Source organism: Pseudomonas sp. Irchel 3E13, assembly GCF_900187455.1.
Classification (GTDB): domain Bacteria; phylum Pseudomonadota; class Gammaproteobacteria; order Pseudomonadales; family Pseudomonadaceae; genus Aquipseudomonas.
The window spans coordinates 37,919-61,207 of sequence record NZ_FYDX01000016.1 but is presented as its reverse complement, the minus strand read 5'-3'; the positions used below and the strand labels follow the sequence as shown (position 1 = coordinate 61,207).

The 23,289-nt window shown below is 61.9% G+C and carries 20 protein-coding genes; 10 read left to right on the top strand and 10 right to left on the bottom strand.

What is annotated here, in order from left to right; all coding sequences use genetic code 11:
• Window positions 1-48: 48 nt before the first annotated feature.
• A complete protein-coding gene (gene oadA, locus CKW37_RS25120) occupies window positions 49-1,857 on the bottom strand; it encodes a sodium-extruding oxaloacetate decarboxylase subunit alpha (RefSeq protein WP_095158902.1) in 1,809 nt (602 codons plus the stop codon).
• Window positions 1,858-1,867: 10 nt separating this feature from the next.
• On the bottom strand, window positions 1,868-3,283 hold the full coding sequence (locus CKW37_RS25115) for an acetyl-CoA carboxylase biotin carboxylase subunit (RefSeq protein WP_095158901.1): 1,416 nt from the start codon (window positions 3,281-3,283) through the stop codon (window positions 1,868-1,870).
• A 204-nt stretch (window positions 3,284-3,487) separates the two neighbouring features.
• Here CKW37_RS25115 and CKW37_RS25110 point away from each other — a divergent pair, with 204 nt between their 5' ends.
• Window positions 3,488-4,435: a LysR family transcriptional regulator gene (locus CKW37_RS25110; protein WP_175653128.1), complete on the top strand. Its 948-nt coding sequence runs from the start codon at window positions 3,488-3,490 to the stop codon at window positions 4,433-4,435.
• Here the strand turns inward: CKW37_RS25110 and CKW37_RS25105 are convergent.
• Window positions 4,377-4,595, bottom strand: coding sequence for a PA3496 family putative envelope integrity protein (locus CKW37_RS25105; protein WP_095158899.1), 219 nt, complete (start codon window positions 4,593-4,595; stop codon window positions 4,377-4,379). The genes CKW37_RS25110 and CKW37_RS25105 overlap by 59 nt on opposite strands.
• Before the next feature lie 171 nt (window positions 4,596-4,766).
• Window positions 4,767-5,633: a transcriptional regulator HexR gene (gene hexR, locus CKW37_RS25100; RefSeq protein ID WP_095158898.1), complete on the bottom strand. Its 867-nt coding sequence runs from the start codon at window positions 5,631-5,633 to the stop codon at window positions 4,767-4,769.
• Window positions 5,634-5,736: 103 nt separating this feature from the next.
• Between hexR and zwf the strand changes: the two genes are divergently transcribed.
• Complete coding sequence (gene zwf / locus CKW37_RS25095; RefSeq protein WP_095158897.1) at window positions 5,737-7,179, top strand: glucose-6-phosphate dehydrogenase; 1,443 nt, start codon at window positions 5,737-5,739, stop codon at window positions 7,177-7,179.
• Between the two features lie 3 nt (window positions 7,180-7,182).
• On the opposite strand, the gene CKW37_RS25090 is transcribed toward zwf, so the two are convergent.
• Window positions 7,183-10,053 (bottom strand): bifunctional diguanylate cyclase/phosphodiesterase, encoded by a 2,871-nt coding sequence (locus tag CKW37_RS25090; protein ID WP_095158896.1) that lies wholly within the window; start codon window positions 10,051-10,053, stop codon window positions 7,183-7,185.
• 235 nt (window positions 10,054-10,288) lie between these two features.
• Between CKW37_RS25090 and uvrD the strand changes: the two genes are divergently transcribed.
• The 4 genes from uvrD (at window position 10,289) to CKW37_RS25070 (ending at window position 15,006) form a co-directional block, all read left to right on the top strand.
• Complete coding sequence (gene uvrD, locus CKW37_RS25085) at window positions 10,289-12,472, top strand: DNA helicase II (RefSeq protein WP_095158895.1); 2,184 nt, start codon at window positions 10,289-10,291, stop codon at window positions 12,470-12,472.
• Between the two features lie 180 nt (window positions 12,473-12,652).
• Complete coding sequence (locus CKW37_RS25080) at window positions 12,653-13,504, top strand: Tim44 domain-containing protein (protein ID WP_095158894.1); 852 nt, start codon at window positions 12,653-12,655, stop codon at window positions 13,502-13,504.
• A 120-nt stretch (window positions 13,505-13,624) separates the two neighbouring features.
• Complete coding sequence (locus tag CKW37_RS25075) at window positions 13,625-14,032, top strand: SMI1/KNR4 family protein (RefSeq protein WP_095158893.1); 408 nt, start codon at window positions 13,625-13,627, stop codon at window positions 14,030-14,032.
• Window positions 14,033-14,184: 152 nt separating this feature from the next.
• Window positions 14,185-15,006 carry an alpha/beta hydrolase gene (locus CKW37_RS25070; protein WP_256587852.1) on the top strand — a complete coding sequence of 274 codons (822 nt, stop codon included), beginning with the start codon at window positions 14,185-14,187 and terminating at the stop codon, window positions 15,004-15,006.
• Here the strand turns inward: CKW37_RS25070 and CKW37_RS25065 are convergent.
• Complete coding sequence (locus CKW37_RS25065) at window positions 15,000-16,760, bottom strand: cation:proton antiporter (RefSeq protein WP_095158892.1); 1,761 nt, start codon at window positions 16,758-16,760, stop codon at window positions 15,000-15,002. The genes CKW37_RS25070 and CKW37_RS25065 overlap by 7 nt on opposite strands.
• A gap of 322 nt (window positions 16,761-17,082) precedes the next feature.
• Here CKW37_RS25065 and CKW37_RS25060 point away from each other — a divergent pair, with 322 nt between their 5' ends.
• Window positions 17,083-17,574 (top strand): acyl-CoA thioesterase, encoded by a 492-nt coding sequence (locus tag CKW37_RS25060; RefSeq protein ID WP_095158891.1) that lies wholly within the window; start codon window positions 17,083-17,085, stop codon window positions 17,572-17,574.
• Here the strand turns inward: CKW37_RS25060 and pdxY are convergent.
• The gene (pdxY, locus tag CKW37_RS25055; RefSeq protein ID WP_095158890.1) at window positions 17,571-18,443 is read right to left on the bottom strand and encodes a pyridoxal kinase PdxY; all 873 of its coding nucleotides are present in this window, start codon (window positions 18,441-18,443) and stop codon (window positions 17,571-17,573) included. The genes CKW37_RS25060 and pdxY overlap by 4 nt on opposite strands.
• 118 nt (window positions 18,444-18,561) lie before the next feature.
• Between pdxY and CKW37_RS25050 the strand changes: the two genes are divergently transcribed.
• Window positions 18,562-18,954, top strand: a complete 393-nt coding sequence (locus CKW37_RS25050) for a DUF3301 domain-containing protein (RefSeq protein WP_095158889.1) — start codon at window positions 18,562-18,564, stop codon at window positions 18,952-18,954.
• On the opposite strand, the gene CKW37_RS25045 is transcribed toward CKW37_RS25050, so the two are convergent.
• The 3 genes from CKW37_RS25045 to zigA are packed head-to-tail and all read right to left on the bottom strand — an operon-like array spanning window position 18,951 to window position 21,812.
• Window positions 18,951-19,925 carry a GTP-binding protein gene (locus CKW37_RS25045; protein WP_095158888.1) on the bottom strand — a complete coding sequence of 325 codons (975 nt, stop codon included), beginning with the start codon at window positions 19,923-19,925 and terminating at the stop codon, window positions 18,951-18,953. The genes CKW37_RS25050 and CKW37_RS25045 overlap by 4 nt on opposite strands.
• Window positions 19,926-19,968: 43 nt before the next feature.
• Window positions 19,969-20,604 carry a DUF1826 domain-containing protein gene (locus CKW37_RS25040; RefSeq protein ID WP_095158887.1) on the bottom strand — a complete coding sequence of 212 codons (636 nt, stop codon included), beginning with the start codon at window positions 20,602-20,604 and terminating at the stop codon, window positions 19,969-19,971.
• Entirely contained in the window at window positions 20,604-21,812 is a 1,209-nt protein-coding gene (gene zigA, locus CKW37_RS25035; RefSeq protein WP_095158886.1) for a zinc metallochaperone GTPase ZigA, read from the bottom strand. Before zigA ends, CKW37_RS25040 begins: the two co-directional genes overlap by 1 nt.
• A 117-nt stretch (window positions 21,813-21,929) precedes the next feature.
• On the opposite strand from zigA, the gene CKW37_RS25030 reads away from it, so the two are divergent.
• On the top strand, window positions 21,930-22,322 hold the full coding sequence (locus tag CKW37_RS25030; protein ID WP_095158885.1) for a glutamine synthetase: 393 nt from the start codon (window positions 21,930-21,932) through the stop codon (window positions 22,320-22,322).
• A 75-nt stretch (window positions 22,323-22,397) separates the two neighbouring features.
• Window positions 22,398-23,285: a GTP cyclohydrolase FolE2 gene (folE2, locus tag CKW37_RS25025; protein ID WP_095158884.1), complete on the top strand. Its 888-nt coding sequence runs from the start codon at window positions 22,398-22,400 to the stop codon at window positions 23,283-23,285.
• Window positions 23,286-23,289 lie beyond the last annotated feature (4 nt).

Sequence of the window (23,289 nt, the reverse complement as noted above, 5' to 3'; positions counted from 1 at the left end):
GAGCAATTCGCTCCCCATGAGGTTAACCGTTTACTGCCGAGGGCTTGATCAGCCCTCGATCTCGATCAGGATTTCGCCCGGGTTGACCCGGTCGCCCTTGGCAACGTGGATGGCGGTGACCTTGCCGGCGATCGGCGATTGCACTTCGGTTTCCATCTTCATCGCTTCGGTGATGAGCACTGCCTGACCGGCCTTGACCGTATCGCCTTCCTTGACCAGGACATCGACGATGTTGCCCGGCATGGTGGTGCTGATATGGCCCGGCGCAGAGGCCTGTTTACGCTTGCTGCCGCCGCCACCGACGAATTCGTTGAGCGGTTCGAACACCACTTCTTCCGGCATGCCGTCGATGGACAGGTAGAAGTGACGCTTGCCTTCGGCCTTGACGCCCACACCGGTGATGTCGACGCGGTAGGTCTCGCCGTGCACGTCGATGACGAACTCGGTCGGTACGCCTTCGCCGCTGGCGGAGGCCACGGCGCCGGCTTCCGGAATCGGCAGCAGCACTTCAGGGGTCAGGGTGCCGGCTTCGCGTTCTTCGAGGAATTTGCGCCCGATATCCGGGAACATGGCGAAGGTCAAAACGTCTTCTTCCGACTTGGCCAGGCCGCCGATGTCCGCGCGCAGCTTGGTCATTTCGGGCTTCAGCAGGTCCGCCGGACGCACGTCGATCACTTCTTCGCTGCCGATGGCCTGGCGACGCAGTTGCTCGCTGACCACGCCCGGCGCCTTGCCGTAGCCGCCTTGCAGGTAAAGCTTCACCTCGTTGGTGATGGTCTTGTAGCGCTCGCCGGCCAGTACGTTGAAGAACGCCTGGGTGCCAACGATCTGCGAAGTCGGGGTGACCAGCGGCGGGAAGCCGAGGTCTTCACGGACTCGCGGGATCTCCGCCAGCACTTCGTTCATACGGTTCAGCGCGCCCTGCTCTTTGAGCTGGTTGGCCAGGTTGGAAATCATGCCGCCGGGCACCTGGTTGACCTGAACACGGGTGTCGACCGAGGTGAATTCGCTTTCGAACTGGTGGTATTTCTTACGCACTGCGTAGAAGTACAGGCCGATTTCCTGCAGCAGTTGCAGATCCAGGCCGGTGTCGAACTCGCTGCCCTTGAGCGCAGCGACCATCGATTCGGTACCCGGGTGGCTGGTGCCCCAGGCGAAGCTGGAGATGGCGGTGTCGATGTGATCCGCGCCGTTCTCGATCGCCTTGAGCTGGCACATGGCGGCCAGGCCGGCGGTGTCATGCGAGTGGATGAACACTGGCAGCGATTGCTCGGCTTTCAGCGCCTTGACCAGTTCGCCGGTGGCGTATGGGGTCAGCAGGCCGGCCATGTCCTTGATCGCGATGGAGTCGCAACCCATGGCTTCCATTTGCTTGGCCTGGGCGACGAAGGCGTCGATGGTGTGAACCGGGCTGGTGGTGTAGGCGATGGTGCCCTGGGCGTGCTTGCCGGCGGCCTTCACGGCTTCGATCGCGACGCGCAGGTTACGCACGTCGTTCATCGCGTCGAAGATGCGGAAGACGTCGATGCCGTTGACCGCGGCCTTGGCGACGAACGCCTTGACCACGTCGTCGCTGTAATGGCGGTAGCCCAGCAGGTTCTGGCCGCGCAGGAGCATTTGCAGGCGGGTGTTGGGCAACGCCGCGCGCAGTTTGCGCAGGCGCTCCCACGGGTCTTCCTTGAGGAAGCGCACGCAGGCGTCGAAGGTCGCGCCGCCCCAGACTTCCAGCGACCAGTAGCCGACCTTGTCGAGCTTGTCGCAGATCGGCAGCATGTCGTCGGTGCGCATGCGGGTGGCCAGCAGGGACTGGTGGGCGTCGCGCAGGATTGTGTCGGTTACGAAAATTTTCTTGGACATTATGGGTTCCTCACAGGCCTGCATGCGCGGCGATGGCGGCGGCGATGGCCAAAGCCAGCTCTTCGGGTTTGCGCTTGATCGAGTAGTTGGTCAGTTCCGGATGGCTTTCCACGAAGCTGGTGTTGAACTGGCCGCTGCGGAACTCCGGATTGCGCAGGATTTCCTGGTAGTACGCGGCGGTGGTCTTGACCCCCTGCAAACGCATGTCATCCAGGGCGCGCAGGCCGCGGTCCATGGCTTCTTCCCAGGTCAGCGCCCAGACCACCAGTTTCAGACACATGGAGTCGTAGTACGGCGGAATGGTGTAGCCGGTGTAGATCGCCGTGTCGGTGCGCACGCCGGGACCGCCGGGCGCGTAGTAACGGGTGATCTTGCCGAAGCTGGGCAGGAAGTTGTTCTTCGGGTCCTCGGCGTTGATCCGGAATTGCAGGGCGAATCCGCGGTGCTGGATGTCTTCCTGCTTGACCGAGAGCGGCAGGCCGGAGGCAATACGGATCTGCTCGCGAACGATGTCGATGCCGGTGATTTCCTCGGTGATGGTGTGTTCCACCTGCACCCGGGTGTTCATTTCCATGAAGTACACCTCGCCATCGGCGAGCAGGAACTCCACGGTACCGGCGTTTTCATAACCGACCGCCTTGGCCGCGCGCACCGACAGGTCACCGATATAGGCGCGCTGTTCCGGGGTGAGCTGCGGGCTCGGGGCGATCTCGATCAGCTTCTGGTTGCGGCGCTGGATCGAGCAGTCGCGCTCGAACAGATGCACCACATTGCCGAAGCTGTCGCCAAGAATCTGGGCTTCGATGTGTTTCGGGTTGACGATGCACTTTTCCAGGAAGACTTCCGCCGAACCGAAGGCTTTGGTCGCTTCGGAAATGACCCGGGGGAAGGCCTGCTCCAGCTCTTCGCGGCTGTTGCAGCGACGAATCCCGCGGCCACCGCCGCCGGACGTGGCCTTGAGCATCACCGGATAACCGATGCGTTCACCTTCCTGCAGGGCCTCATGGATGTCGGCAACGTTGCCTTCGGTACCGGGTGTAACCGGTACGCCGGCCTTGATCATGCTGCGGCGGGCTTCGGTCTTGTCGCCCATGCGGCGAATGACTTCGGCGGCCGGGCCGATGAACTTGATCCCACGTTCCGCGCAGATATCCGCCAGTTCGGCGTTTTCCGACAGAAAACCATAACCCGGGTGCAGTGCGTCGCAGCCGGTTTCCACAGCGAGGTTCACCAGCTTGCGCGGGTTCAGGTAACCGGCCAGGGGCTCGGCACCAATGCTGTGGGCCTCATCGGCACGCTTGACGTGCAAGGCGTGGCGGTCGGCGTCGGAATAGATCGCCACGGAGCGGATACCCATTTCGGCGCAAGCCCGCACGATCCGAACTGCGATTTCACCCCGGTTGGCGATCAGGATTTTTTTTATCACTGGATTCTTCCCAAAGCCGCTGGACAAACAACCGGGCTCTGCCGGTCGGCGCGTGACCAGAGCTAGCTGGCCAGTCGCACAAACACCCTAGCGCTGTAGGTGAATAAACAAAAATCAATATTTGTTAGAGGCTCCATTAGCAAAAGCTTATAGTGCTGTTACAAGGTTTTGCCAAGGGCTGGGGATAACATGCGTAAGTCATTGATGCGTATGACATTGCGTCAATTGCAGATCTTCAATGAAGTGTGCGATTTGCGCTCTTACAGCCGCGCTGCGGAGGAAATGGCGCTAACGCAACCCGCCGTTAGTCTACAGATCCGCCAGCTCGAAGAACTGGTCGGCCAGCCGTTGTTCGAGTACGTCGGCAAGAAACTCTACCTCACCGAAGCCGCCGAGGCCTTGCAGCGCGCCAGCCGGGACATCTTCGGCCGCCTGGAAAGCCTCGACATGCAGCTTTCCGACATGCAGGGCTCGTTGCAGGGCCAACTGAAGCTGGCAGTCGAATCGAGCGCCAAGTACTTCGTGCCGCACTTGTTCGCGGCGTTCAAGAAGCTCCATCCCGAGGTCAACCTGACGCTCACGGTGGTCAACCGCGCCCAGGCGATCCGGCGCCTTTCCGACAACCGTGACGACCTCATCATCATGTCCATGGTCCCGCAGGACATGGGCCTGGAATTTCTGCCCTTCCTCAACAACCCGATCGTTGCAGTCGCCCCACCCGACCACCCGCTGTGCAAGCTGGACAGCTTGCGCTTGCAGGATCTGGAGCCGCATACGCTGCTGGTGCGTGAGCAAGGCTCCGGCACCCGCAAGGCCTGCGAGGAGTACTTCAAGGAAAAGCGCGTGCACTTCACCCAGACGCTGGAAGTGGCCTCGGCCGACGCCCAACGCGAATGCGTGATTGCCGGGCTGGGCATCGCCCTGCTGACCCGCCATGCGTTGAATATGGAGCTGGCGACCGGCGTGCTGCGCGAGCTGCCGGTGGAAGAACTGCCGCTGTACCGAAGCTGGTGCGTGGTGCAATCCAAGGCCAAGCGGCAGTCGCCGGTGGCCTTGGCGTTTCTTGCGTTCATTCGCAGCGAACGTGTGCAGATCAGCGCGCTTGTTGAGCGTTTCTCTGGGGTTCTGCCGCCGATACCTGCCACAGATTGACGGCTTGCAGGTCGGGGTAGTCGGTGATGTCCTGGAGCAGGCGGCGCTGCTCGCAGTAGCTTTCGATCGCGCGGCGATACTCCATGCGGCGCAGGTCTTTTTCCTGTTGTTTACGGGATTTGGCGCTGGGCTGATACGAGCCATCGAGTTCACGAGCCATTGCATATCTCCCTGATCGAGTGCGGGAGTTTCAGCCTGACTGGCAAAGTTGACGGTTTGACGGCGAGCGGGTGACAGAGGCGTTAAACGCAGTGGCAAGCGACAAGCTGCAAGCCGCAAGAAAAGCAGGGGGAACGTGCTTTCCAGCCGCTTATAGCTTGAAGCTTGAAGCTCAATCTTCCACGTTTTTCAGCGACTTGGGCGACAACCGCAGGCTACGCAAGCTGCGCTTGACGCTCTTGAGGTGGTTGACCAGGCTCGGCCCGCGGGCCATGGCCACGCCCATGGCCAGCACGTCGATCACCACCAGGTGGGCGATACGCGAGGTCAGCGGGGTGTAGATTTCGGTGTCTTCATGGACATCGATGGCCAGGTTGACCGTCGACAACTCGGCCAGAGGCGTCTGGCTCGGGCACAAGGTGATGAGCGTGGCGCCGCTTTCACGCACGAGGTTCGCGGTGATCAGCAGGTCCTTGGAACGACCGGACTGGGAGATGCACACCGCCACGTCGCCGGGCTTGAGGGTTACCGCCGACATGGCTTGCATGTGCGGGTCGGAGTACGCCGCCGCGCTGAGCAGCAGGCGGAAGAACTTGTGCTGGGCATCGGCCGCCACCGCACCGGAAGCACCGAAACCGTAGAACTCGACACGCTGGGCTTGGGCCATGGCGGTCACTGCGCGTTGCAGGGCCTGAGCGTCGAGGTTCTCGCGCACTTCCATCAGGGTGTGCAGGGTGGTGTCGAAGATTTTCAGGCTGTAGTCGGCGACCGAGTCATCTTCATGGATGGCAAACTGACCGAAACTGGCACCGGCCGCGAGGCTCTGCGCCAGCTTGAGTTTCAGGTCCTGGAAGCCCGAGCAGCCAATCGCCCGGCAGAAGCGCACGATGGTCGGCTCGCTGATGCCAACGTTGTGCGCCAGGTCAGCCATAGAGCTGTGCATGACCGCCGCAGGGTCAAGCAATACGTGGTCGGCAACCTTGAGTTCCGATTTGCGTAGCAGGTGGCGCGACTGGGCGATGTGTTGCAACAGATTCAATGGCGGGACTCGGTTATGATCGGCTGGCCGGTTGTAGCAATCTTGTAGTTATACTACATGACCAGCGAACCGCCCAGCTAAACGAATCAGGAGTGTGGTGGTATTGACTATTCCTTGTGACATTCTGGTCTTCGGCGGTACCGGCGACCTGGCCCTGCACAAACTGCTTCCAGCGCTCTATCACCTGTTTCGCGAGGCTCGCCTGCACCCTGCGGTGAGGATCGTCGCGCTGGCCCGAAGCCCCATGCCGCGCAATAGTTTTCAAAAACTTGCAGAGCGCCGTTGCCGCGCCCAGATCGCCCGCAACGACTTCGACGAAGACACCTGGCACCGCTTCTCCACCCGCCTCGACTACTTCTCCATGGACGCCTCGCAAAGCGCCGATTTCGGTCGCCTGGCGCATTTCCTCGGCGAACCCGGTGGCCTGGCCCGCATCTACTACCTCGCCACCGCGCCCAACCTGTTCGTGCCCATCGTCACCCACCTGCACATTGCCGGTTTGGTTGACAGCGAATCGCGCATCGTCCTGGAAAAACCCATCGGCCACTCGCTGGAATCGGCCACCGCCATCAACAGTGCGATTGGCGCAGTGTTCGACGAATCCCAGGTGTTTCGCATCGACCACTACCTGGGCAAGGAAACCGTGCAGAACCTCATGGCCCTGCGGTTCGCCAACGCGCTGCTGGAGCCGGTCTGGCGCGCCAACCAGATCGACCACGTGCAAATCAGCGTCTGCGAGACCCTCGGCGTGGAAAATCGCGGCGCCTACTACGACCGCGCCGGCGCCACCCGCGACATGCTGCAGAACCACCTGTTGCAACTGCTCTGCCTGGTGGCCATGGAGCCGCCGGCGCAGTTCGAGGCCGAGGCGGTACGCGACGAGAAAGTGAAGATCCTTCGCGCCCTCAAGCCAATCACCGACCAGGACGTCCAGGACAAGACCGTGCGCGGCCAGTACAGCGCCGGCAAGATCGGCGGCCAGGAAGTGCCGGCCTATTACTTCGAGAAGGATGTGGACAACGACAGCGACACCGAAACCTTCGTCGCCGTCGAAGCCCACATCAACAACTGGCGCTGGGCCGGCGTGCCGTTCTACCTGCGCACCGGCAAGCGGCTGGCCAAGCGCTCGTCGCAGATCGTCATCCAGTTCAAGCCCGTGCCACATCGGCTGTTCGAGGACGACCGCGCCAACCAGTTGCTGATCCAGCTACAGCCGGACGAGCGCATCAGCTTGCAGATGATGACCAAGACACCGGGCAAGGGCATGCGCCTGGAACCGGTTGAGCTGAACCTGAACCTGGCCCAGGTGTTCGGCCAGACACGGCGCTGGGAGGCATACGAGCGCCTGCTGCTGGATGTGCTGGATGGCGATTCGACGCTGTTCATGCGTCGTGACGAGGTAGAGGCGGCTTGGGCCTGGATCGACCCGATCCTCAATGGCTGGCAGGAGCACTTCCAGACACCGCGCCCTTACCACGCCGGCACCAACGGCCCCGAACAGGCCCACAGCCTGCTGGCCCGCCACGGACGCGCCTGGCACGGCTGATGCCTACCAGACCGCGTCTTCCTGAAGCAGCCGCGCCAGCGTGGCGGCTTCGACGGGGCGGCTGATCAGGTAGCCCTGGACCTCGTCGCAGCCCTGCTCGCGCAGGAACTTGAGTTGTTCAAGGGTTTCCACGCCCTCGGCCACCACCTGCAGGTCCAGGCTGTGGGCCATGACAATGATCGCTCGGGTGATCGCAGCGTCCTCACTGCCCTCACTCAGGCCGCGGATGAACGTCTGGTCGATCTTCACGTAATCCACCGGGAAGCGTTTCAGGTAGCTGAGCGAGGAATAGCCCGTGCCGAAATCGTCGATGGCCAGCTTCACACCCAGCTCATGCAACTGGCGGAAGATCGCGATGATGTGTTCGACACTGTCCAGCAGTTGGCTCTCTGTCAGCTCCAGCTCAAGCAAATGCGGCTCAAGACCGGTTTCCTCAAGCACCTGCCGTACCAGGCTGACCAACTTGCCCTGGCGCAACTGGTAGACCGACAGGTTCACCGACACGCGAATCGGGTCCAGCCCCTGGCGCTGCCATTCACAGGCCTGCCAGCAGGCCTGGCGCAAGACGAATTCGCCCATGGGCGCAATCAGTCCGGTTTCTTCCGCAAGGCCGATGAAATCCCCCGGCGGCACCATCCCCATGGCCGGGTGATGCCAGCGCACGAGCGCCTCGGCGGCGTGCAGGTGACCGCTGGCAAGGCACACCTTGGGCTGGTAGTAGACCTCCAGTTGCCGCTCCTCGATGGCTTTGCGTAGCTGGTTTTCCAGTTGCAGGCGGTCGAGGGTGCTGGCCTGCAGGCTCTCGGTATAGAACTGGAAGTTGTCGCCGCCAAGGTGCTTGGCATGCTGCATGGCCATGTTCGCCTGGCTGACCAACTGGTTCAGTTCGAGGGTCATGTCGGACAGCAGCGCGATCCCCACCGAGGCGCTGATCACCAGCTCATGACCGTCGACCCGCACCGGAACTCGCAGCTTGTCCAACAGCCGGGTGGCGACCCGTACCAGACTCGACAGATTGCTGTAGCCATCGAACAGGACCACGAATTCGTCACCGGACAGCCGGGCCACAGTATCGGCCTCGGGCATCGCGTTGCCGATGCGCATGGCCATCTGCTTGAGCAACTGGTCAGCGACTTCATGGCCAAGGCTGTCGTTGAGCAGCTTGAAGCGGTCCAGGTCGATATGCATCAACACCAGGCTTCGGCCGCTGGTACGCAGGCGCTGCCCCGCCTCGTGCAGGCGCAGGCGGAATAGCGCTCGGTTGGCCAGGCCGGTGAGTTCGTCGTAATGGGCGAGGTAGCGCAGACGCTCCTCAGATTCGCGCCGCTCGGAAAGATCGCTGAAGAAGCCGACAACGTTGCTGATATTGCCGCGATTGTCGAAAACACCGTTCAGTTGCAACCACTGCGGGTACAACGAGCCGTCTTTGCGCGCTTCGACCAGCTCGCCCTGCCAACGTCCTTGCTGCTCCAGCGCTTGATCGATCGCCCCGTAGTGCCGCCGCGCATCGAGGCTGCAGGGCAACTCCAGGGCGTTGCGGCCCAGCAGTTCTTCGCGGCTGTAACCGGTCATCCGGCAAAACGCCTGGTTGAGCGCCAGCAGTTGGTAATCCGGGCCGAGAATGGCGATCCCTTCACTGGCCGCTTCGAAGACCGTCGCCGCCAGCCGTTGCTGTTCTTCCTGCGCCTTGCGCGCGCTGATGTCGCGGCGGGTGCCGATCATCCTTATTACACGGCCACTGCTGTCGCGCTCCACGGCGCGACCGCGGTCTTCGATCCAGCACCAGTGGCCCAGGTTGTGGCGGAAGCGGTACTCGATGCGGTAATCGTCGGTGCGGCCCTTGAGGTGCTCCACCAGTGTCCGCTTCAGTGAAAGCACGTCATCAGGGTGCAGGCGCGGCTTGAGATGCACGAGCATCGCCTTGACGGCGTCGGGATTGAGGCCGAACAGCTCCATGAGCTGGGTGTGATGGACCTCGTCGGTTTGCAGGTTCCAGTCCCACAGACCCAGCTCACTCGCCTCCAGCGCCTGAGCCAGACGCTGCTCACTCTTGCTCAGGGCCTGGTTGGCGGCGTCCAGCTCGGCGCTGCGCTGGAACACGCGGTGCTCCAGCCCCGTCTGGGCTTCACGCAGTTGCTCCTCGACCCCACGGCGCTGCTCGACCTCCCCGGCCAGTGCCTGGTTGAGTTGCTCGCTGCGGGTGTGGGCGGCTTGCAGGTGCTCGATCAGCGCCTGGTTCTGGAAGCGCCGCAACAAGCTGTGCTCAATCAGCCGATTGACCTGCCAGGCCACCACCAGCAACGCACTCAACAGAATCAGGCCAAGCAGACCCCAACCCTGCTGTTGTTGGTCACCGGTCCAGAACAGGAAGGCGATTGGCGGCAACAGGCAGGGCAGCGAAAAGCTGAGGAAGGCCGGCAGGCTGACGGCGTAGGCCACGCTGGCCGAAAGGGTCGCGGCACCGAGCAGGCCGAATACCCAGGCCTGCTGCACGAAGTTATCCACAGGGACAAGCGCGATCGCCGCGCTGGCGAGCGTCAGGCCGCTGAAGGCCGAGCCCAACAGGAACATCCGGCGCCAGGTGGGTTTCGCCTGGCGATCGGGCATGGCGGCATCGAACGCGGCCACCTGGATTACCCGCAGGGCCACCAGCGCCATCAGCCACACCACCCAGATGCTCACCAGCAGGTAACGCTGCGGGCTCCACAACAGCCACGCGCAGACCAGACCGTTCAGCAGCATGAACAGCGTTGGCAACAGAGAACCTTGATACAACAGACGGGTACGCTCGACCGCCAGCTGCGTGGCGAACTGCTTGCGTATTCCTCGGCGCGCCTCGATTGGCACGCTCGCGGAGCCAGATGCGAGTGTCATGGGCAATGTTCTTGTAATGGTGAGCCACAAACGTGGACGGAGCATACACAAGCATCGGCCCACGCCAAACTGCTCTGTGTCATAAATTCGTACCCCCTTTTGCCATCCTTTTGTTCCGTGCCGACCGCTCAAGCGCACGGGCGAAGGCTTGCGCCCGATGACCGGCCGGTCGGCGGACACATCTTTTTCCCCGGCGGGTTTGCCCATGGCTCTGTTGCCCCCATAGAATGGGCGGATGCACGATGATCTCTCTCTCCTGTTGAACTCCCTCAACGATGCCCAGCGCCAGGCCGTAGCCGCGCAGGTCGGGCGTCAGTTGGTCCTGGCCGGTGCCGGCTCCGGCAAGACCCGTGTGCTGGTGCACCGTATCGCCTGGTTGATCCAGGTCGAACGGGCCTCGCCGCACTCGATCCTGTCGGTGACCTTCACCAACAAGGCCGCCGCCGAGATGCGCCACCGCATCGAGCAGTTGCTGGGCATCAGCCCGGCCGGCATGTGGGTCGGCACCTTCCACGGCCTGGCCCACCGCCTGCTGCGCGCGCACTGGCAGGAAGCCGGGCTGAATCAGAACTTCCAAATTCTCGACAGCGATGACCAGCAACGCCTGGTCAAGCGGGTGATCCGCGACCTCGGCCTGGACGAGCAACGTTGGCCGGCCCGTCAGGCGCAATGGTTCATCAACGGACAGAAAGACGAAGGCCTGCGGCCCCAGCACATCCAGGTCAATGGCGACCTGTTCCTGGGCACCATGCGCAGCATCTATGAAGCCTATGAAGCCGCCTGCCAACGCGCCGGCGTCATCGACTTCTCCGAATTGCTGCTGCGCGCCCTGGACCTGTGGCGTGACAGCCCCGGCCTGTTGCAGCACTACCAGCGGCGCTTCCGTCACTTGCTGGTGGACGAGTTCCAGGACACCAACGCCGTGCAGTACGCCTGGTTGCGCCTGCTGGCCCAGGGTGGCGACAGCCTGATGGTGGTCGGCGACGACGACCAGTCCATTTATGGCTGGCGCGGTGCGCGGATCGAGAACATCCAGCAATTCTCTACAGACTTCCCCGATTCCGAAGTGATCCGCCTGGAGCAGAATTACCGCTCCACCGCCGGCATCCTCAAGGCCGCCAACGCCCTGATCGCCAACAACAGCGGGCGCCTGGGCAAGGAACTCTGGACCGATGGTGGCGATGGCGAGCCGCTGAGCCTGTACGCCGCCTTCAACGAGCACGACGAAGCCCGCTACGTGGTGGAAACCATCGAAAGCGCGCTGAAGACCGGCATGTCGCGCAGCGACATCGCCATCCTCTACCGCTCCAACGCCCAGTCGCGGGTCTTGGAAGAGGCGCTGCTGCGCGAACGCATTCCTTACCGCATCTACGGCGGCCAGCGCTTCTTCGAGCGTGCCGAGATCAAGAACGCCATGGCCTACCTGCGCCTGCTGGAGGGCCGTGGCAACGACGCCGCGCTGGAGCGGGTTATCAACGTACCGCCACGGGGCATCGGCGAAAAAACCGTCGAAGCCATCCGCGAACATGCCCGCCACGCCCAGCTTTCCATGTGGGAAGCGATGGCCCAGTTGCTCGCCAACAAAGCCCTCAAGGGTCGCGCCGCGAGTGCCTTGAGCGCGTTCATCGAACTGATCGAAAACCTCGCCGCCAAGGTCGTGGACATGCCACTGCACCTGATGACCCAGATCGTCATCGAGCAGTCCGGGCTGATCGTCTATCACCAGGAAGAAAAAGGTGAAAAGGGCCAGGCACGGGTAGAAAACCTTGAGGAACTGGTCAGCGCCGCACGCAACTTCGAGAGCGCCGAAGAAGATGCCGACCTCTCGCCGCTGTCGGCCTTCCTCGGTCACGCTTCGCTGGAAGCCGGCGATGCCCAGGCCGACGAGCACGAAGACAGCATCCAGTTGATGACCCTGCACAGCGCCAAGGGCCTGGAGTTCCCTCACGTGTTCCTGGTGGGGATGGAAGAAGGCCTGTTCCCGCACAAGATGAGCCTGGAAGAACCTGGCCGTCTCGAAGAAGAACGGCGCCTGGCGTACGTGGGTATCACCCGCGCCATGCAGCAGTTGGTCATGACCTACGCGGAAACCCGACGCCTGTACGGCAGCGAGACCTACAACAAGGTTTCCCGCTTCGTACGCGAGATCCCCGCAGGTCTGGTCCAGGAAGTGCGCCTGTCCAACAGTGTAAGCCGGCCCTTCTCCGGCGCGCAGAAACAGACCGTCAACAGCCTGTTCGCCAACGCCAACATCCCGCAGACCAGCTTCAACCTCGGTCAGCGCGTCCAGCACGCGGTATTCGGCGAAGGCGTCATCCTCAACTTCGAGGGCTCCGGTGCCCAGGCCCGGGTCCAGGTGAACTTCGCCGAAGGCAGCAAGTGGCTGATGCTCGGCTACGCCAAGCTCGAAGCTATCTAAAAGACAAATCCGACCATCGACATGGGCCTTTCCTTCTATAGAGGAAGAACAGGCCCATGGCCTGCTGTGTAGGCGGTCAGACTTTTCAGGCAAAAGATGGAAACATGTTATCGCTGGTCATGTGTCAGGCAACCTGTGCACCATGGCGCGCGTGTAATCCACAAACGGGAATACCCTTCTATGCAACGTTTTCTCAGCATCGCCCTGGCGCTGTGCATCGGTCTCACCATGAGCCTCGACGCCAACGCCAAGCGCTTCGGCGGCGGCAAGAGCTCGGGCGCCGCACCGACGCACCAGGCCCGTCAGGCCACCCCTGCCAACCCTGCCGCCACCCCGAACGCGCCAGGCCGTGCTCCTGCCGCCGCCAGCGGCGCTTCGAAATGGCTCGGCCCGCTGGCCGGTATCGCCGCAGGTGGCCTGCTGGCCTCCATGCTGATGGGCGATGGTTTCGAAGGCATGCAGATCTTCGACATCTTGATCATGGCGCTGATTGCGTTCCTGGTCTTCCGCTTCATCGCCGCGCGCCGTCGCAAGCAGCAGCCACAAATGGCAGCCGCTGGCCACCCGCCGTATCAGCGTGAAGCCTACGAGCAGCCTGCCCAGCCGTCGATCTTCGGTGGCTCCGCACCTGCCGCGGCCGCCCGCCCGGTGATCAACGCCCCGGCCTGGTTCAATGAGCAAAACTTCCTGGCGGCTGCCCGCAGCCACTTCCAGTCGCTGCAACAGCACTGGGATGCCAACGAGATGGACAAGATCGCCGAGTTCGTGACCCCGCAGATGCTGCAGTTCCTCAAGCAGGAGCGTGCCGATCTGGGTGACACCTTCCAGTCCACCTACATCGATGACCTGCAAGTGCAGCTCGAAGGTGTCGACGATCGTGCCGACAAGACCATCGCCACCCTGACCTTCAGTGGTGTGTCGAAGACTTCGCGTTTCGACAAGGGCGAAGTGTTCAGCGAAAGCTGGAACATGGAGCGTGCCCCAGGCGAGAACCAGCCTTGGCTGGTCGCAGGTATCCGCCAGAACGGCTGATCTTGAGGCGCCGCACAGAAAAAACCCCGGGCTTGCCCGGGGTTTTGCTTTTAGCGCACTGCCCTACTAGGGTATAACGCGCAACGCTTTGAAAAGGTCAGGACACAGAGGACAAGCACCGTGGAAGAAGTCATCGAACAGCTTCGTGAAGCCAACGAACCGGTACCGGTACCGCTTGAGCTACCCGACGAAGACCAACTGGTCGAAATCGAAGAAGAGTTGTTCATCAATATTCCGTTTGTCTTCAAGGAATTCCTGCTGACCGTCAGTGATGTGGTTTATGGCAGCCTGGAGCCGGTGACTGTCACCGATCCACAGTCCCATACCTACCTGCCGGAAGTTGCCGCCAACGCCTGGGACGCCGGCGTGCCGCGCGACCTGATTCCGATCTGCCAGGACGGCGACGATTACTACTGCGTCGAGGAAGACGGCACCGTGGTGCTGTGGTCCGGCGAAGAAGAGATCGTTACCGAAGAAAGCTGGGAGTCGGTGTGGCACTGGGTGCGGGATGTCTGGCTGGAAAGCTGAATCAATTCCCTTATACAAATTAATGGCTCTTAGCCATCAATGTTCGTAGAATCCGCCGCGTCTTCCTGTGCGTGGCGGGTCGCTACCGCTCCATCCCCTCGGACATACGTCCCGCACGCACAGGAAGCCCCCTCGCCGTTTACGGGTCTTCGATGTCGATTCATCCTCGTTGGTTGCTGTCATTTACGCTGATGCTGCTCGCAGGCTGTCAGGCGCCTCTGACGCAATTGCAGAAACTGAGCACCGAGCACGCCCACCGCGTCACCCTCGAGTCGTCCCGACCGTTTCCCCTCGCCATGAGCCTCCCGCTAGCGCGCCCCTCCGGCAGCCGATTGCGTGTCTATCTGGAAGGCGACGGTCATGCCTGGGCTACCGCAACCCAACCCAGCCTCGACCCCAGCCCGCGAACACTGCTGCTGGCCCGCCTGGCAATGAGCGATCCCCAACCGAGCGTGTACCTCGCGCGGCCTTGTCAGTTCGTCAGCAGCCCGGCGTGCAAACCCGTGGTCTGGACCGACCAGCGTTTCGGCCAGGCGGCACTCGACAGCCTCGAACAGGCCCTGGAGCGTATTCGGCAGCACTATGGCAATCGGGATTTCGAGCTGATCGGTTACTCCGGCGGCGCGGCATTGGCGCTGTTGCTCGCCGCAAAACGCGACGACATCGCGGTGGTGCAGACCCTGGCCGGCAACCTCAGCCCGCGTCAGTGGACGCAAAGCCTGGGCTTGAGCCCTCTGCACGGTTCGCTGGAACCACTGGATCACTCGGGACGGCTAGCTCGGGTCGCGCAGCGACACTTTCTCGGCCTAGGCGACCGCACGGTGCCGTCAGCGCTCTATGAACACTACCGCAGTGCACTCGGCCCCGCCGCCTGCATCGAGAGTGTCCGCCTTCCGGGAGTGAATCATGCGGAAGGCTGGGCCGCAGCCTGGGCGCAGTGGCGCGACCGGCCACTGCGCTGCGCGCCTCAGTGATGGTGTTCTTTCTGGTTCTCGAGGGTTTCGAGCAAGGCGATCTGCATCCGTGTGTGCACCCGGATGAACCAGCGCCAGAGCAACGCCACCACACCCGCCGCCACCACGGCGATCAATAGCAGCAGCTCGTTGGTCGGCAGGATGCTCGCCGACAATGCCGAGAGCAGCAGGAAGATCACCAACAGCGACAGCAGCGGAATGACCTCGGCGATCACCCGGCGCACGCGCTGGGTATGACGGCCGGCCATTTCCGGCTTCACGCCCATTTCCGCCAGCAACATCGACAGCGCCTTGAGCTTGCGGTACGCGGCAATCAGGAACGGCAGCGACAGCAGCAAGGCCAGGCCCCAGATCAGCGCCTTCTGCTGACCGATATCCGGCAGCCAGTGAGTGAGATAGGTCCCGATCTGAACGGCGAAATAACCACCACTGAAGAAGATCGCCACTACCAGCGCCAGGTTCACGCCAACCTGCAACAGGATACGCCGGATCATCGACGCCAGCATCGCCCCCTCACCCTGCGGCTGAATGCTACGCAGCCATTCGCCATACAACGACAGCACCCGGGACAAACGGCTCGGGACCACCTTGGCCAGCTTGATCGACAGCGGATCGGCGGCACGGATCAGGTACGGTGTCAGCAGCGTGGTGATGGCGGACACCGCCACGGCCACCGGATACAGGAAGTCGCTGGTCACCTGCAGGGTCATGCCCAGCGCGGCGATGATGAAGGAAAACTCGCCAATCTGTGACAGGCCCATCCCGACACGCAGTGAGGTACGACCATCGTTGCCGGCGATAAAGGCCCCCATGCCGCAGGACAGCATCTTGCCCAGTACCACCGCGATGGTGATGACCACGATCGGCCAGATGTACTCCACCAGCACCGTCGGGTCGATCATCAGGCCAATGGCGACGAAGAAGATGGCGCTGAACATGTCACGCACCGGCTCGATCAGGCGCTCGATTTTCACCAGTTGCCGCGACTCGGCCATGATCGCGCCGATCAGGAAGGCGCCCAATACCATGCTGTATTCCAGCTTGACCACCAGCAGGCAGAAGCCGAAGCACAGGCCGAGCACGGTGATCAGCAGCATTTCATTGCTTTCGAAGCGCGCCACGTAGGCCAACAGCCGCGGAACCAGGAGGATGCCGATCACCAGCGCAACGATCATGAACAGCGACAGCTTGCCCACGGTGGAGAACACTTCGCCGGAGCTGACCGTGCCGCTGACAGCGATGCCGGAGAGCAGCGCGATGATGCCAATCCCAAGGATGTCCTCGACGATCAGCACGCCGAAGATCAGTTGGGCGAAGCGCTCGTTCTTCATCTTCAGGTCATTGAGCGCCTTGACGATGATGGTGGTGGAGGAAATCGCCAGGATCGCGCCGAGGAACAGCGAGTCCATGGTGCTCCAGCCAAACCAGCGGCCGATCTCGAAACCGATCCAGATCATCAGGACGATTTCCAGGAACGCGGCGATGAACGCCGTGGCGCCCACCTTGAAGAGCTTGCCGAGGCTGAATTCCAGGCCCAGGCAGAACATCAGGAAGATTACCCCGAGCTCGGCGAGCGTCTTGATGGTGTCTTCGTCGTGGATAAGGCCGAATGGCGGGGTGTGGGGGCCGATGATGAAGCCGGCGACGATGTAGCCCAGCACGACGGGCTGCTTGAGACGATGAAAGAGAATGGTGACTACACCGGCAACCAGCATGATCACCGCCAGATCCTGGATAAAGCTGATGGCATGCACGGCGTGACGCTCCTTACTTCTCATGCGAAGAACAAAGCGCGACCCAACCCCAGCTCGGATTGAGTTGCGGACGTTTCTGTTTTAAATGTAGGAAATAGACCTGTTACAAAGTCGTTTCTGGAGGTTATCACCGACGACTGCTGCAAAATGGTCGTGCAATATGCAGAAACAGATCGGCACTTCCATCACCGCAAATGGCATGAACCGCGTGACGAGAGGCGAGGTGTCAGCGTCCCGTTTTCAAGATGGCAATTCATAGGGGGAAAGAAGCATGGACAAACCGCGCCACCCCGCCTCAGCGCAACCTTACCGTGAGCAGATTATGGAACCCGGAAACGCCCAGCTATCGATGACCGTCCTGATGACCCCCGACATGGCCAACTTCTCCGGCAATGTCCACGGCGGCACCCTGCTCAAGTACCTCGACGAAGTGGCCTACGCCTGCGCCAGCCGCTATGCCGGTCGTTACGTCGTGACCCTGTCGGTGGATCAGGTGGTGTTCCGCGAGCCGGTGCATGTCGGTGAGCTGGTGACCTTCCTGGCCTCGGTCAACTACACCGGGAACACCTCGATGGAGGTCGGGATCAAGGTGGTGACCGAGAACATCCGCGAGCGCTCGGTACGCCACAGCAATAGCTGCTTTTTCACCATGGTCGCGGTGGACGATGACCGCAAGCCAGTGGCCGTGCCGCCACGCCAGCCACAAACCAGCGAAGAAAAACGACGCTTCCTGCAGGGCAAGCAGCGCCGTCTGATCCGTCAGGAACTGGAGAAGCGTTACCAGGAGCTCAAGGTCGATCTCGACTCGATCTAAACCGAAAGACGCCGGGCCTCGAAACGCAACCGTGGGTGCACGATGCGGTCCTGGGCCCGCACCACTTCCAGCTCGTAGCTGCCGCAGGCCTGGGTTTCCAGCAGCACTTCGTGCACTGCCGCAGCGGTGAATTCGAAGGCCGTCACCCAGTTGTCGCCCAACAACAGCCGAGCGATGAACAGGCCGGACGTCAGGTCACCCACACCGACCGGCTGGCGCGGGAACGCCAGCAGCGGGCGTTGCAGATGCCAGCTACCGTCTTCGGTTACCAGCAACATTTCGAAGTCATCCGCGAGCTTGCCGGGGTAGGACAGGTGCTTGACCAGCACCGCCTTCGGCCCGAGCGCCATCAGTGCGCGGGCCATGCCCACACAGTCTTCCAGCGATTCGGCGGATCGGCCGGCAAAGCTGTCCAGCTCGAGCTGATTAGGGCAGAGCACATCGGCGGCCGCCACGGCCTCGCGCAGAAGAAAATCGCTGACTTCGGCCGGGACGATGCAGCCCTTCTCCGGATGGCCCATCACCGGGTCACAAAGGTACAGCGCACGCGGGTTGGCTTCCTTGATTCGCGCTACCGCGCTGAGGATCGCGCGGCCCTGCGCAGCACTGCCCAGATAGCCGGATAGAACTGCGTCGCAATTGCCCAACTCACCGATATTGCTAATCCCTTCCACCAACGCGGGAATTTGAGCTGGAGCAAGCACTTCTCCCGTCCACTGGCCATACTGAGTGTGATTGGAGAACTGCACCGTATTGAGCGGCCAGACATTGACCCCGACCCGCTGCATCGGGAAGACCGCGGCGCTGTTGCCGGCGTGGCCAAACACAACGTGAGACTGGATGGCGAGCAGGTGCGGCGTACGTTTCATGCAGGGCGTCCAAAACGGTTGAATGACGAACAAGGCGCGCAGTATGGCGCCAAATGCCACCTGTACGACAGACCGGGGCGGCAGTTAAGCTGGGCACACCTCGTTGGAGCATGTGTAGATGGTTACCCTCGAAAACATCCTGGTGCTGATGTTGCTGGCCACGGCGGGCGCGTGGCTGTGGCACAACCATGGATTGCGGGAAAAGGCGCTGGAGCGGGTCAAGCAGCACTGCGCAAAGCTTGACCTGGAACTGCTCGACGGGAACGTCGCGCTGAAGAAGATCGCCTTCGTACGCGACGCCAACGGCCGCAAGCGGCTGGCGCGTGTGTATAACTTCGAATTCACCGTCACCGGCGAACAGCGACATCCCGGAACGGTCACCCAGTTCGGTGCCCACAGCGTGCAGATCGAGCTGGCGCCCTATCCTTTCGAGATCAAACCGCCCGTGCATGGCGACAACGTCATCGAAATGAAGCAATGGCGCCAGGAACACAGCCGCTGGCGTCATTAATCCACAGGCAAGCGGCAAGCGAGCATCTGCCGCGCTAGCGCCGCGGGTTCCTGGGCCTGATCGAAGATCAGTTCAATCCGCGAATCCCGCCGCCAGGCACTTTCCTGCCATTCCAGCGCCTGCCCGGCCACGGCGTTGGCTGAACACCAACCTTGCGCACCGTGCACCACCATCTTGGCCCGACGCCAGCCCAGCTTTTGCACAAACTGCTGCAATTGCGCCCTCTCAAGCTTTTGCTGTGGATGAAATCGCCAGCCGATGCTCCAGCCCTCTGGGAGCTGTTGATAAGTGCATAGCGGCTGGGAAATATCCGTCCACAGCGCGGTAACTGGAGGCGGGCCGCTGGGCAAAAGGTTATCCACAACCGAGTTATCCACTGCCGAGGGCGGGCTGGATGGCAGTTCATCGAGCGGCACCTGCCCGTGATCGGTCCAGAAAAGCGGAACTGAAGGCAGTTTTGAGCTTATCCACAGGCAGCTTTTGTCATCCACAACCGATGCTTTGTTCAGTACCAGCAAGCCAGCGTCGGCCAACGCCTGTACCTGCGCCTGCGGTAGCTCAGCGCCGGCGGCCAGCGCTTCGGCATCGAGCACCACCACTGCCGGCTGCACCGCCAATACGCCCTGCCACGGCGGTAATCGAAGTTGCGCCATCAATTGCGCCGGATGCCCCAACCCGGAAGGTTCGATAAACAGGCGATCCGGCCGCGCCTTGCGCAGCAACCGGGCCAGGCCAACCTGAAACGGCGCACCGTTCACGCAGCAGAGACAGCCGCCAGCCACCTCGCCTATGCTCACGCCCGCGTCATCAGTGCTGAGCAGCGCCGCATCCAGGCCGATCTGACCAAACTCGTTGATCAGCACGGCCCAGCGTTCATCAGCCTGACGCTGGCTGAGCAGGTGACGAATCAGGCTGGTCTTCCCGGCCCCGAGCGGGCCGGCGATTAGATGGGTGGGAATGTTCTTCAGCATGGAGAGCCGTTTCAGCGGGAAATTTCAGCACTATGCTCCGCGCTCATGCCAGCCAGTCAAGGGTCAGTATCAAACGTCGCTCGCCGTTGGCCAGCGCCGGAGAACGGTGGACCACGCCAGCGCCTTCGTTACCCAGCCATTTCTCGCCCTTGAACAGCGCCACATCACCACAGGCCAGCTGCCGGATATCGGCGCTGTCCACCTCGTCCTGTGCCAGCCGCCGCCGATCTACCGCGCCTTCCTCCAGCCACTCACTGGCCGGCCCGGCGTAGGTTGTGATCAAACGCAGCGGCACATGATCGACATGAAACCGCGGGCACATGGCCCGCTCCAGCGCGCGCAGACGAACACCGACGCTCTTGGCACCGAGCAGGCAGGCATAGGCATCGATCAGCCAGGCCAGGTCGGCGATGAAGCCTTCATGACCGGCCAGATCCGTGTAAGCACTGGCCACGCCATCAAGCAGTGGCATCTGGCCGTCCTTGCCGACCGTCAAGGTGAAGGATTCAGCCAACGGCTCATTCAACGACAACAACAGCGCGGCGAAGTCATTGATATGCGCCGGCAAGCGCCGCTGCCATACCGCAAGATTGACGCCGTCGAGCAGGGCCTCGGTCAGCGCCATCGGCGTCTCTCCAAATACCTGGCGCACGGGCGCCAGTGCTTCGGCCACTTGCATCAGGCCACCTCCTCTTCATGCCAGGCGCCAAACGGATCCGGCAGCTGGCGCCAGCGACTTGCACCGAGGGCCATTTCAGCGTTGCTGAGCAGGCAGGCGTCGAGTTCGGCATGCAGGCTCGGCACATCGATGTGCTGACCGATGAACACCAGTTCCTGACGGCAGTCGCCGGATTCCGGGTCCCATTGCTGAAGGATCGCCGCAGTACTTTCCGGGTCCTGTGGCCATTGTGCTTTCGGGACAAAGCGCCACCAGCGCCCGGCAAAACCATGACGCATCATGCCGCCAGCCTGGGACCAGCTTCCCGCTTCCTGGTATTTGCTGGCCAGCCAGAAGAAGCCCTTGGAACGCAGCAGGCGGCCATTGCTCCAGGGCCTGTGGATAAAGTCGAAAAACCGTCGCGGATGCAGCGGACGCCGGGCTTGCCAGACGCTGGCGGCGATACCGTATTCCTCGGTTTCCGGTACATGTTCGCCCCGCAGTTCCTGCAGCCAGCCTGGCGCGCTGGAGGCGCGGTCAAAGTCGAACAGGCCGGTGTCGAGGATCGCATTAAGGTCCACCTGCCCCATCAGCATTGGTACGATTCGCGCGTGAGCATTGAGGCGGCGCAGGATCGCGCTCAGTTCTTCACGCTCGTGGCTGCTGATCAGGTCAATCTTGCTCAGGAGAATCACGTCAGCGAACTCCACTTGGTCGATCAGCAGATCGCTGATGGAGCGCTCGTCGTCGTCACCCAAGGTTTCGCCGCGACTCGCCAGGCTCTCGGCCGCCTGATAGTCACGCAGGAAATTCAAACCGTCGACCACGGTGACCATGGTGTCGAGCCGCGCCATCTCGGCAAGGCTGCGGCCCTGGTCGTCGCGGAAGGTGAAAGTTTCCGCGACCGGCAGCGGTTCGGCGATCCCCGTGGACTCGATCAACAGATAGTCGAAACGCCCTTCCGCGGCCAGGCGGCTGACCTCTTCCAGCAGGTCTTCGCGCAAGGTGCAGCAGATGCAGCCGTTGCTCATCTCCACCAGCTTTTCTTCGGTGCGATTGAGGCTGATGTTGCGCTGCACTTCGGTGGCATCGATATTGATCACGCTCATGTCGTTTACGATCACCGCGACCCGCAGGTTGTCGCGGTTACGCAGCACATGGTTGAGCACCGTGCTCTTGCCGGCACCAAGAAAGCCGGAGAGCACGGTTACGGGAAGACGATCGGGCATGGCGCGGTTCCTCATCAGGGCGGCAAAGTGCATTCGAACGATGCATTGGTTTATCGTTACATTATAACAATGCACTTTCATCAATCGCCTGTCCACGTCCAAAGCGAGAGGGCACTCATGACGTCACGGAATCACCTGCTGTGGATAACCTTGTTCTGTATCGCCGGCGGCGCCCACGCCATGCCACGCAGCGAACCGGCAAGCTGCACCCGCAGCGCCAACTTGCTGGCCTGCGCCGATCATCAGGGCAGCTACTACAGCGTGCAGACCCAAGGCGCGACAACCTACCTGCGCGGCTACGATGCACCGAGCGAGCGCCGCTGGGCTCAGACCAACAGCCGCTATGGCCAATTGACCTTCTATACCGGCATCGCCAGCGACGGCGAAGCCTGGGTCGGATACAGCCGACGAGTGGGCTGGACCACCCTCAACCGGGTTTCCAGTTCCAGCGGCCAGCGTTTCAACCTGCGTTGCAACCTGCGTTGCAACCGACTCAGCGGCTGCCAGTGAGGCGAGTGAAAAAGTGCTGGCATTCGAATTGTTATAATGTAACTTATTGCAATCTCTTCACCGACGGCTCGCACTATGAACGCCCTGACCCTTCCTGATATTGCCGCACAAGCCAGCCAGCAATCCCTGCCGCTGGAATGGGTTGGCATGTGCGGCATCGCGCTTCCGTTGCGTCTGGATCAGCAAATCCTTCAAGGGACCGCAGACGCGGGCGTGAACCTGAGCGATGGCACATCACGCGGCATCCACATGTCTCGCCTGTATCTGGCGCTCGCAGTGTTCAAGGATAAACCGCTGTCGGTTTCACTGATCCGTCGCGTACTCAGGCAATTTCTCGACAGCCATGAAGGCCTTTCCACCCGCGCACAGCTCACCCTGCGCTTCGACGTACTGCTCGAGCGCGCGGCGTTGGTCAGCTCGGAATCCGGTTTCAAGCGCTATCCAATAGTCATTGATGCGCGGCTGGAAGATGAAATGTTCCACGTGGAACTAAATGCAGAGGTGATCTATTCCTCAACATGCCCCTGCTCGGCGGCGCTGGCCAGACAGTTGATTCAACAGCAGTTCCTCACTGACTTCGGCAACCGCAACCTGACCCATGAACAAGTATTGAGCTGGCTCGGCAGCGCCAAGGGCATCGTCGCGACGCCCCACAGCCAGCGCAGCACAGCCAAGTTGCGGGTACGGCTCAAAGAGAGCTGCGATGAGCTGCCAATTCTCGAAGTGGTTGATCAGGCGGAAGCTGCCTTGGGCACCGCGGTACAAACCGCCGTCAAACGAGCTGACGAACAAGCCTTCGCCTTGGCCAATGGTCAGAACCTGATGTTCTGCGAAGACGCTGCCCGCCGCCTGAACCTGGCCCTGAAGCAGGTGCCCTCAGTGGCCGGCTTCCAGTTGCGCGTGGAACATGCAGAGAGCCTGCACGCCCACGACGCTGTCGCCCAAAGTCACTGGAACTGGTGAAACG

Coding starts and splice junctions, on each gene's coding strand:
- oadA (WP_095158902.1), bottom strand. CDS start 1,857: ATGTCCAAGAAAATTTTCGTAACCGACACAATCCTGCGCGACGCCCAC.
- CKW37_RS25110 (WP_175653128.1), top strand. CDS start 3,488: ATGCGTATGACATTGCGTCAATTGCAGATCTTCAATGAAGTGTGCGAT.
- CKW37_RS25105 (WP_095158899.1), bottom strand. CDS start 4,595: ATGGCTCGTGAACTCGATGGCTCGTATCAGCCCAGCGCCAAATCCCGT.
- CKW37_RS25090 (WP_095158896.1), bottom strand. CDS start 10,053: ATGACACTCGCATCTGGCTCCGCGAGCGTGCCAATCGAGGCGCGCCGA.
- uvrD (WP_095158895.1), top strand. CDS start 10,289: ATGCACGATGATCTCTCTCTCCTGTTGAACTCCCTCAACGATGCCCAG.
- CKW37_RS25080 (WP_095158894.1), top strand. CDS start 12,653: ATGCAACGTTTTCTCAGCATCGCCCTGGCGCTGTGCATCGGTCTCACC.
- CKW37_RS25070 (WP_256587852.1), top strand. CDS start 14,185: ATGTCGATTCATCCTCGTTGGTTGCTGTCATTTACGCTGATGCTGCTC.
- CKW37_RS25060 (WP_095158891.1), top strand. CDS start 17,083: ATGGAACCCGGAAACGCCCAGCTATCGATGACCGTCCTGATGACCCCC.
- pdxY (WP_095158890.1), bottom strand. CDS start 18,443: ATGAAACGTACGCCGCACCTGCTCGCCATCCAGTCTCACGTTGTGTTT.
- CKW37_RS25050 (WP_095158889.1), top strand. CDS start 18,562: ATGGTTACCCTCGAAAACATCCTGGTGCTGATGTTGCTGGCCACGGCG.
- CKW37_RS25045 (WP_095158888.1), bottom strand. CDS start 19,925: ATGCTGAAGAACATTCCCACCCATCTAATCGCCGGCCCGCTCGGGGCC.
- CKW37_RS25040 (WP_095158887.1), bottom strand. CDS start 20,604: ATGCAAGTGGCCGAAGCACTGGCGCCCGTGCGCCAGGTATTTGGAGAG.
- zigA (WP_095158886.1), bottom strand. CDS start 21,812: ATGCCCGATCGTCTTCCCGTAACCGTGCTCTCCGGCTTTCTTGGTGCC.
- CKW37_RS25030 (WP_095158885.1), top strand. CDS start 21,930: ATGACGTCACGGAATCACCTGCTGTGGATAACCTTGTTCTGTATCGCC.
- folE2 (WP_095158884.1), top strand. CDS start 22,398: ATGAACGCCCTGACCCTTCCTGATATTGCCGCACAAGCCAGCCAGCAA.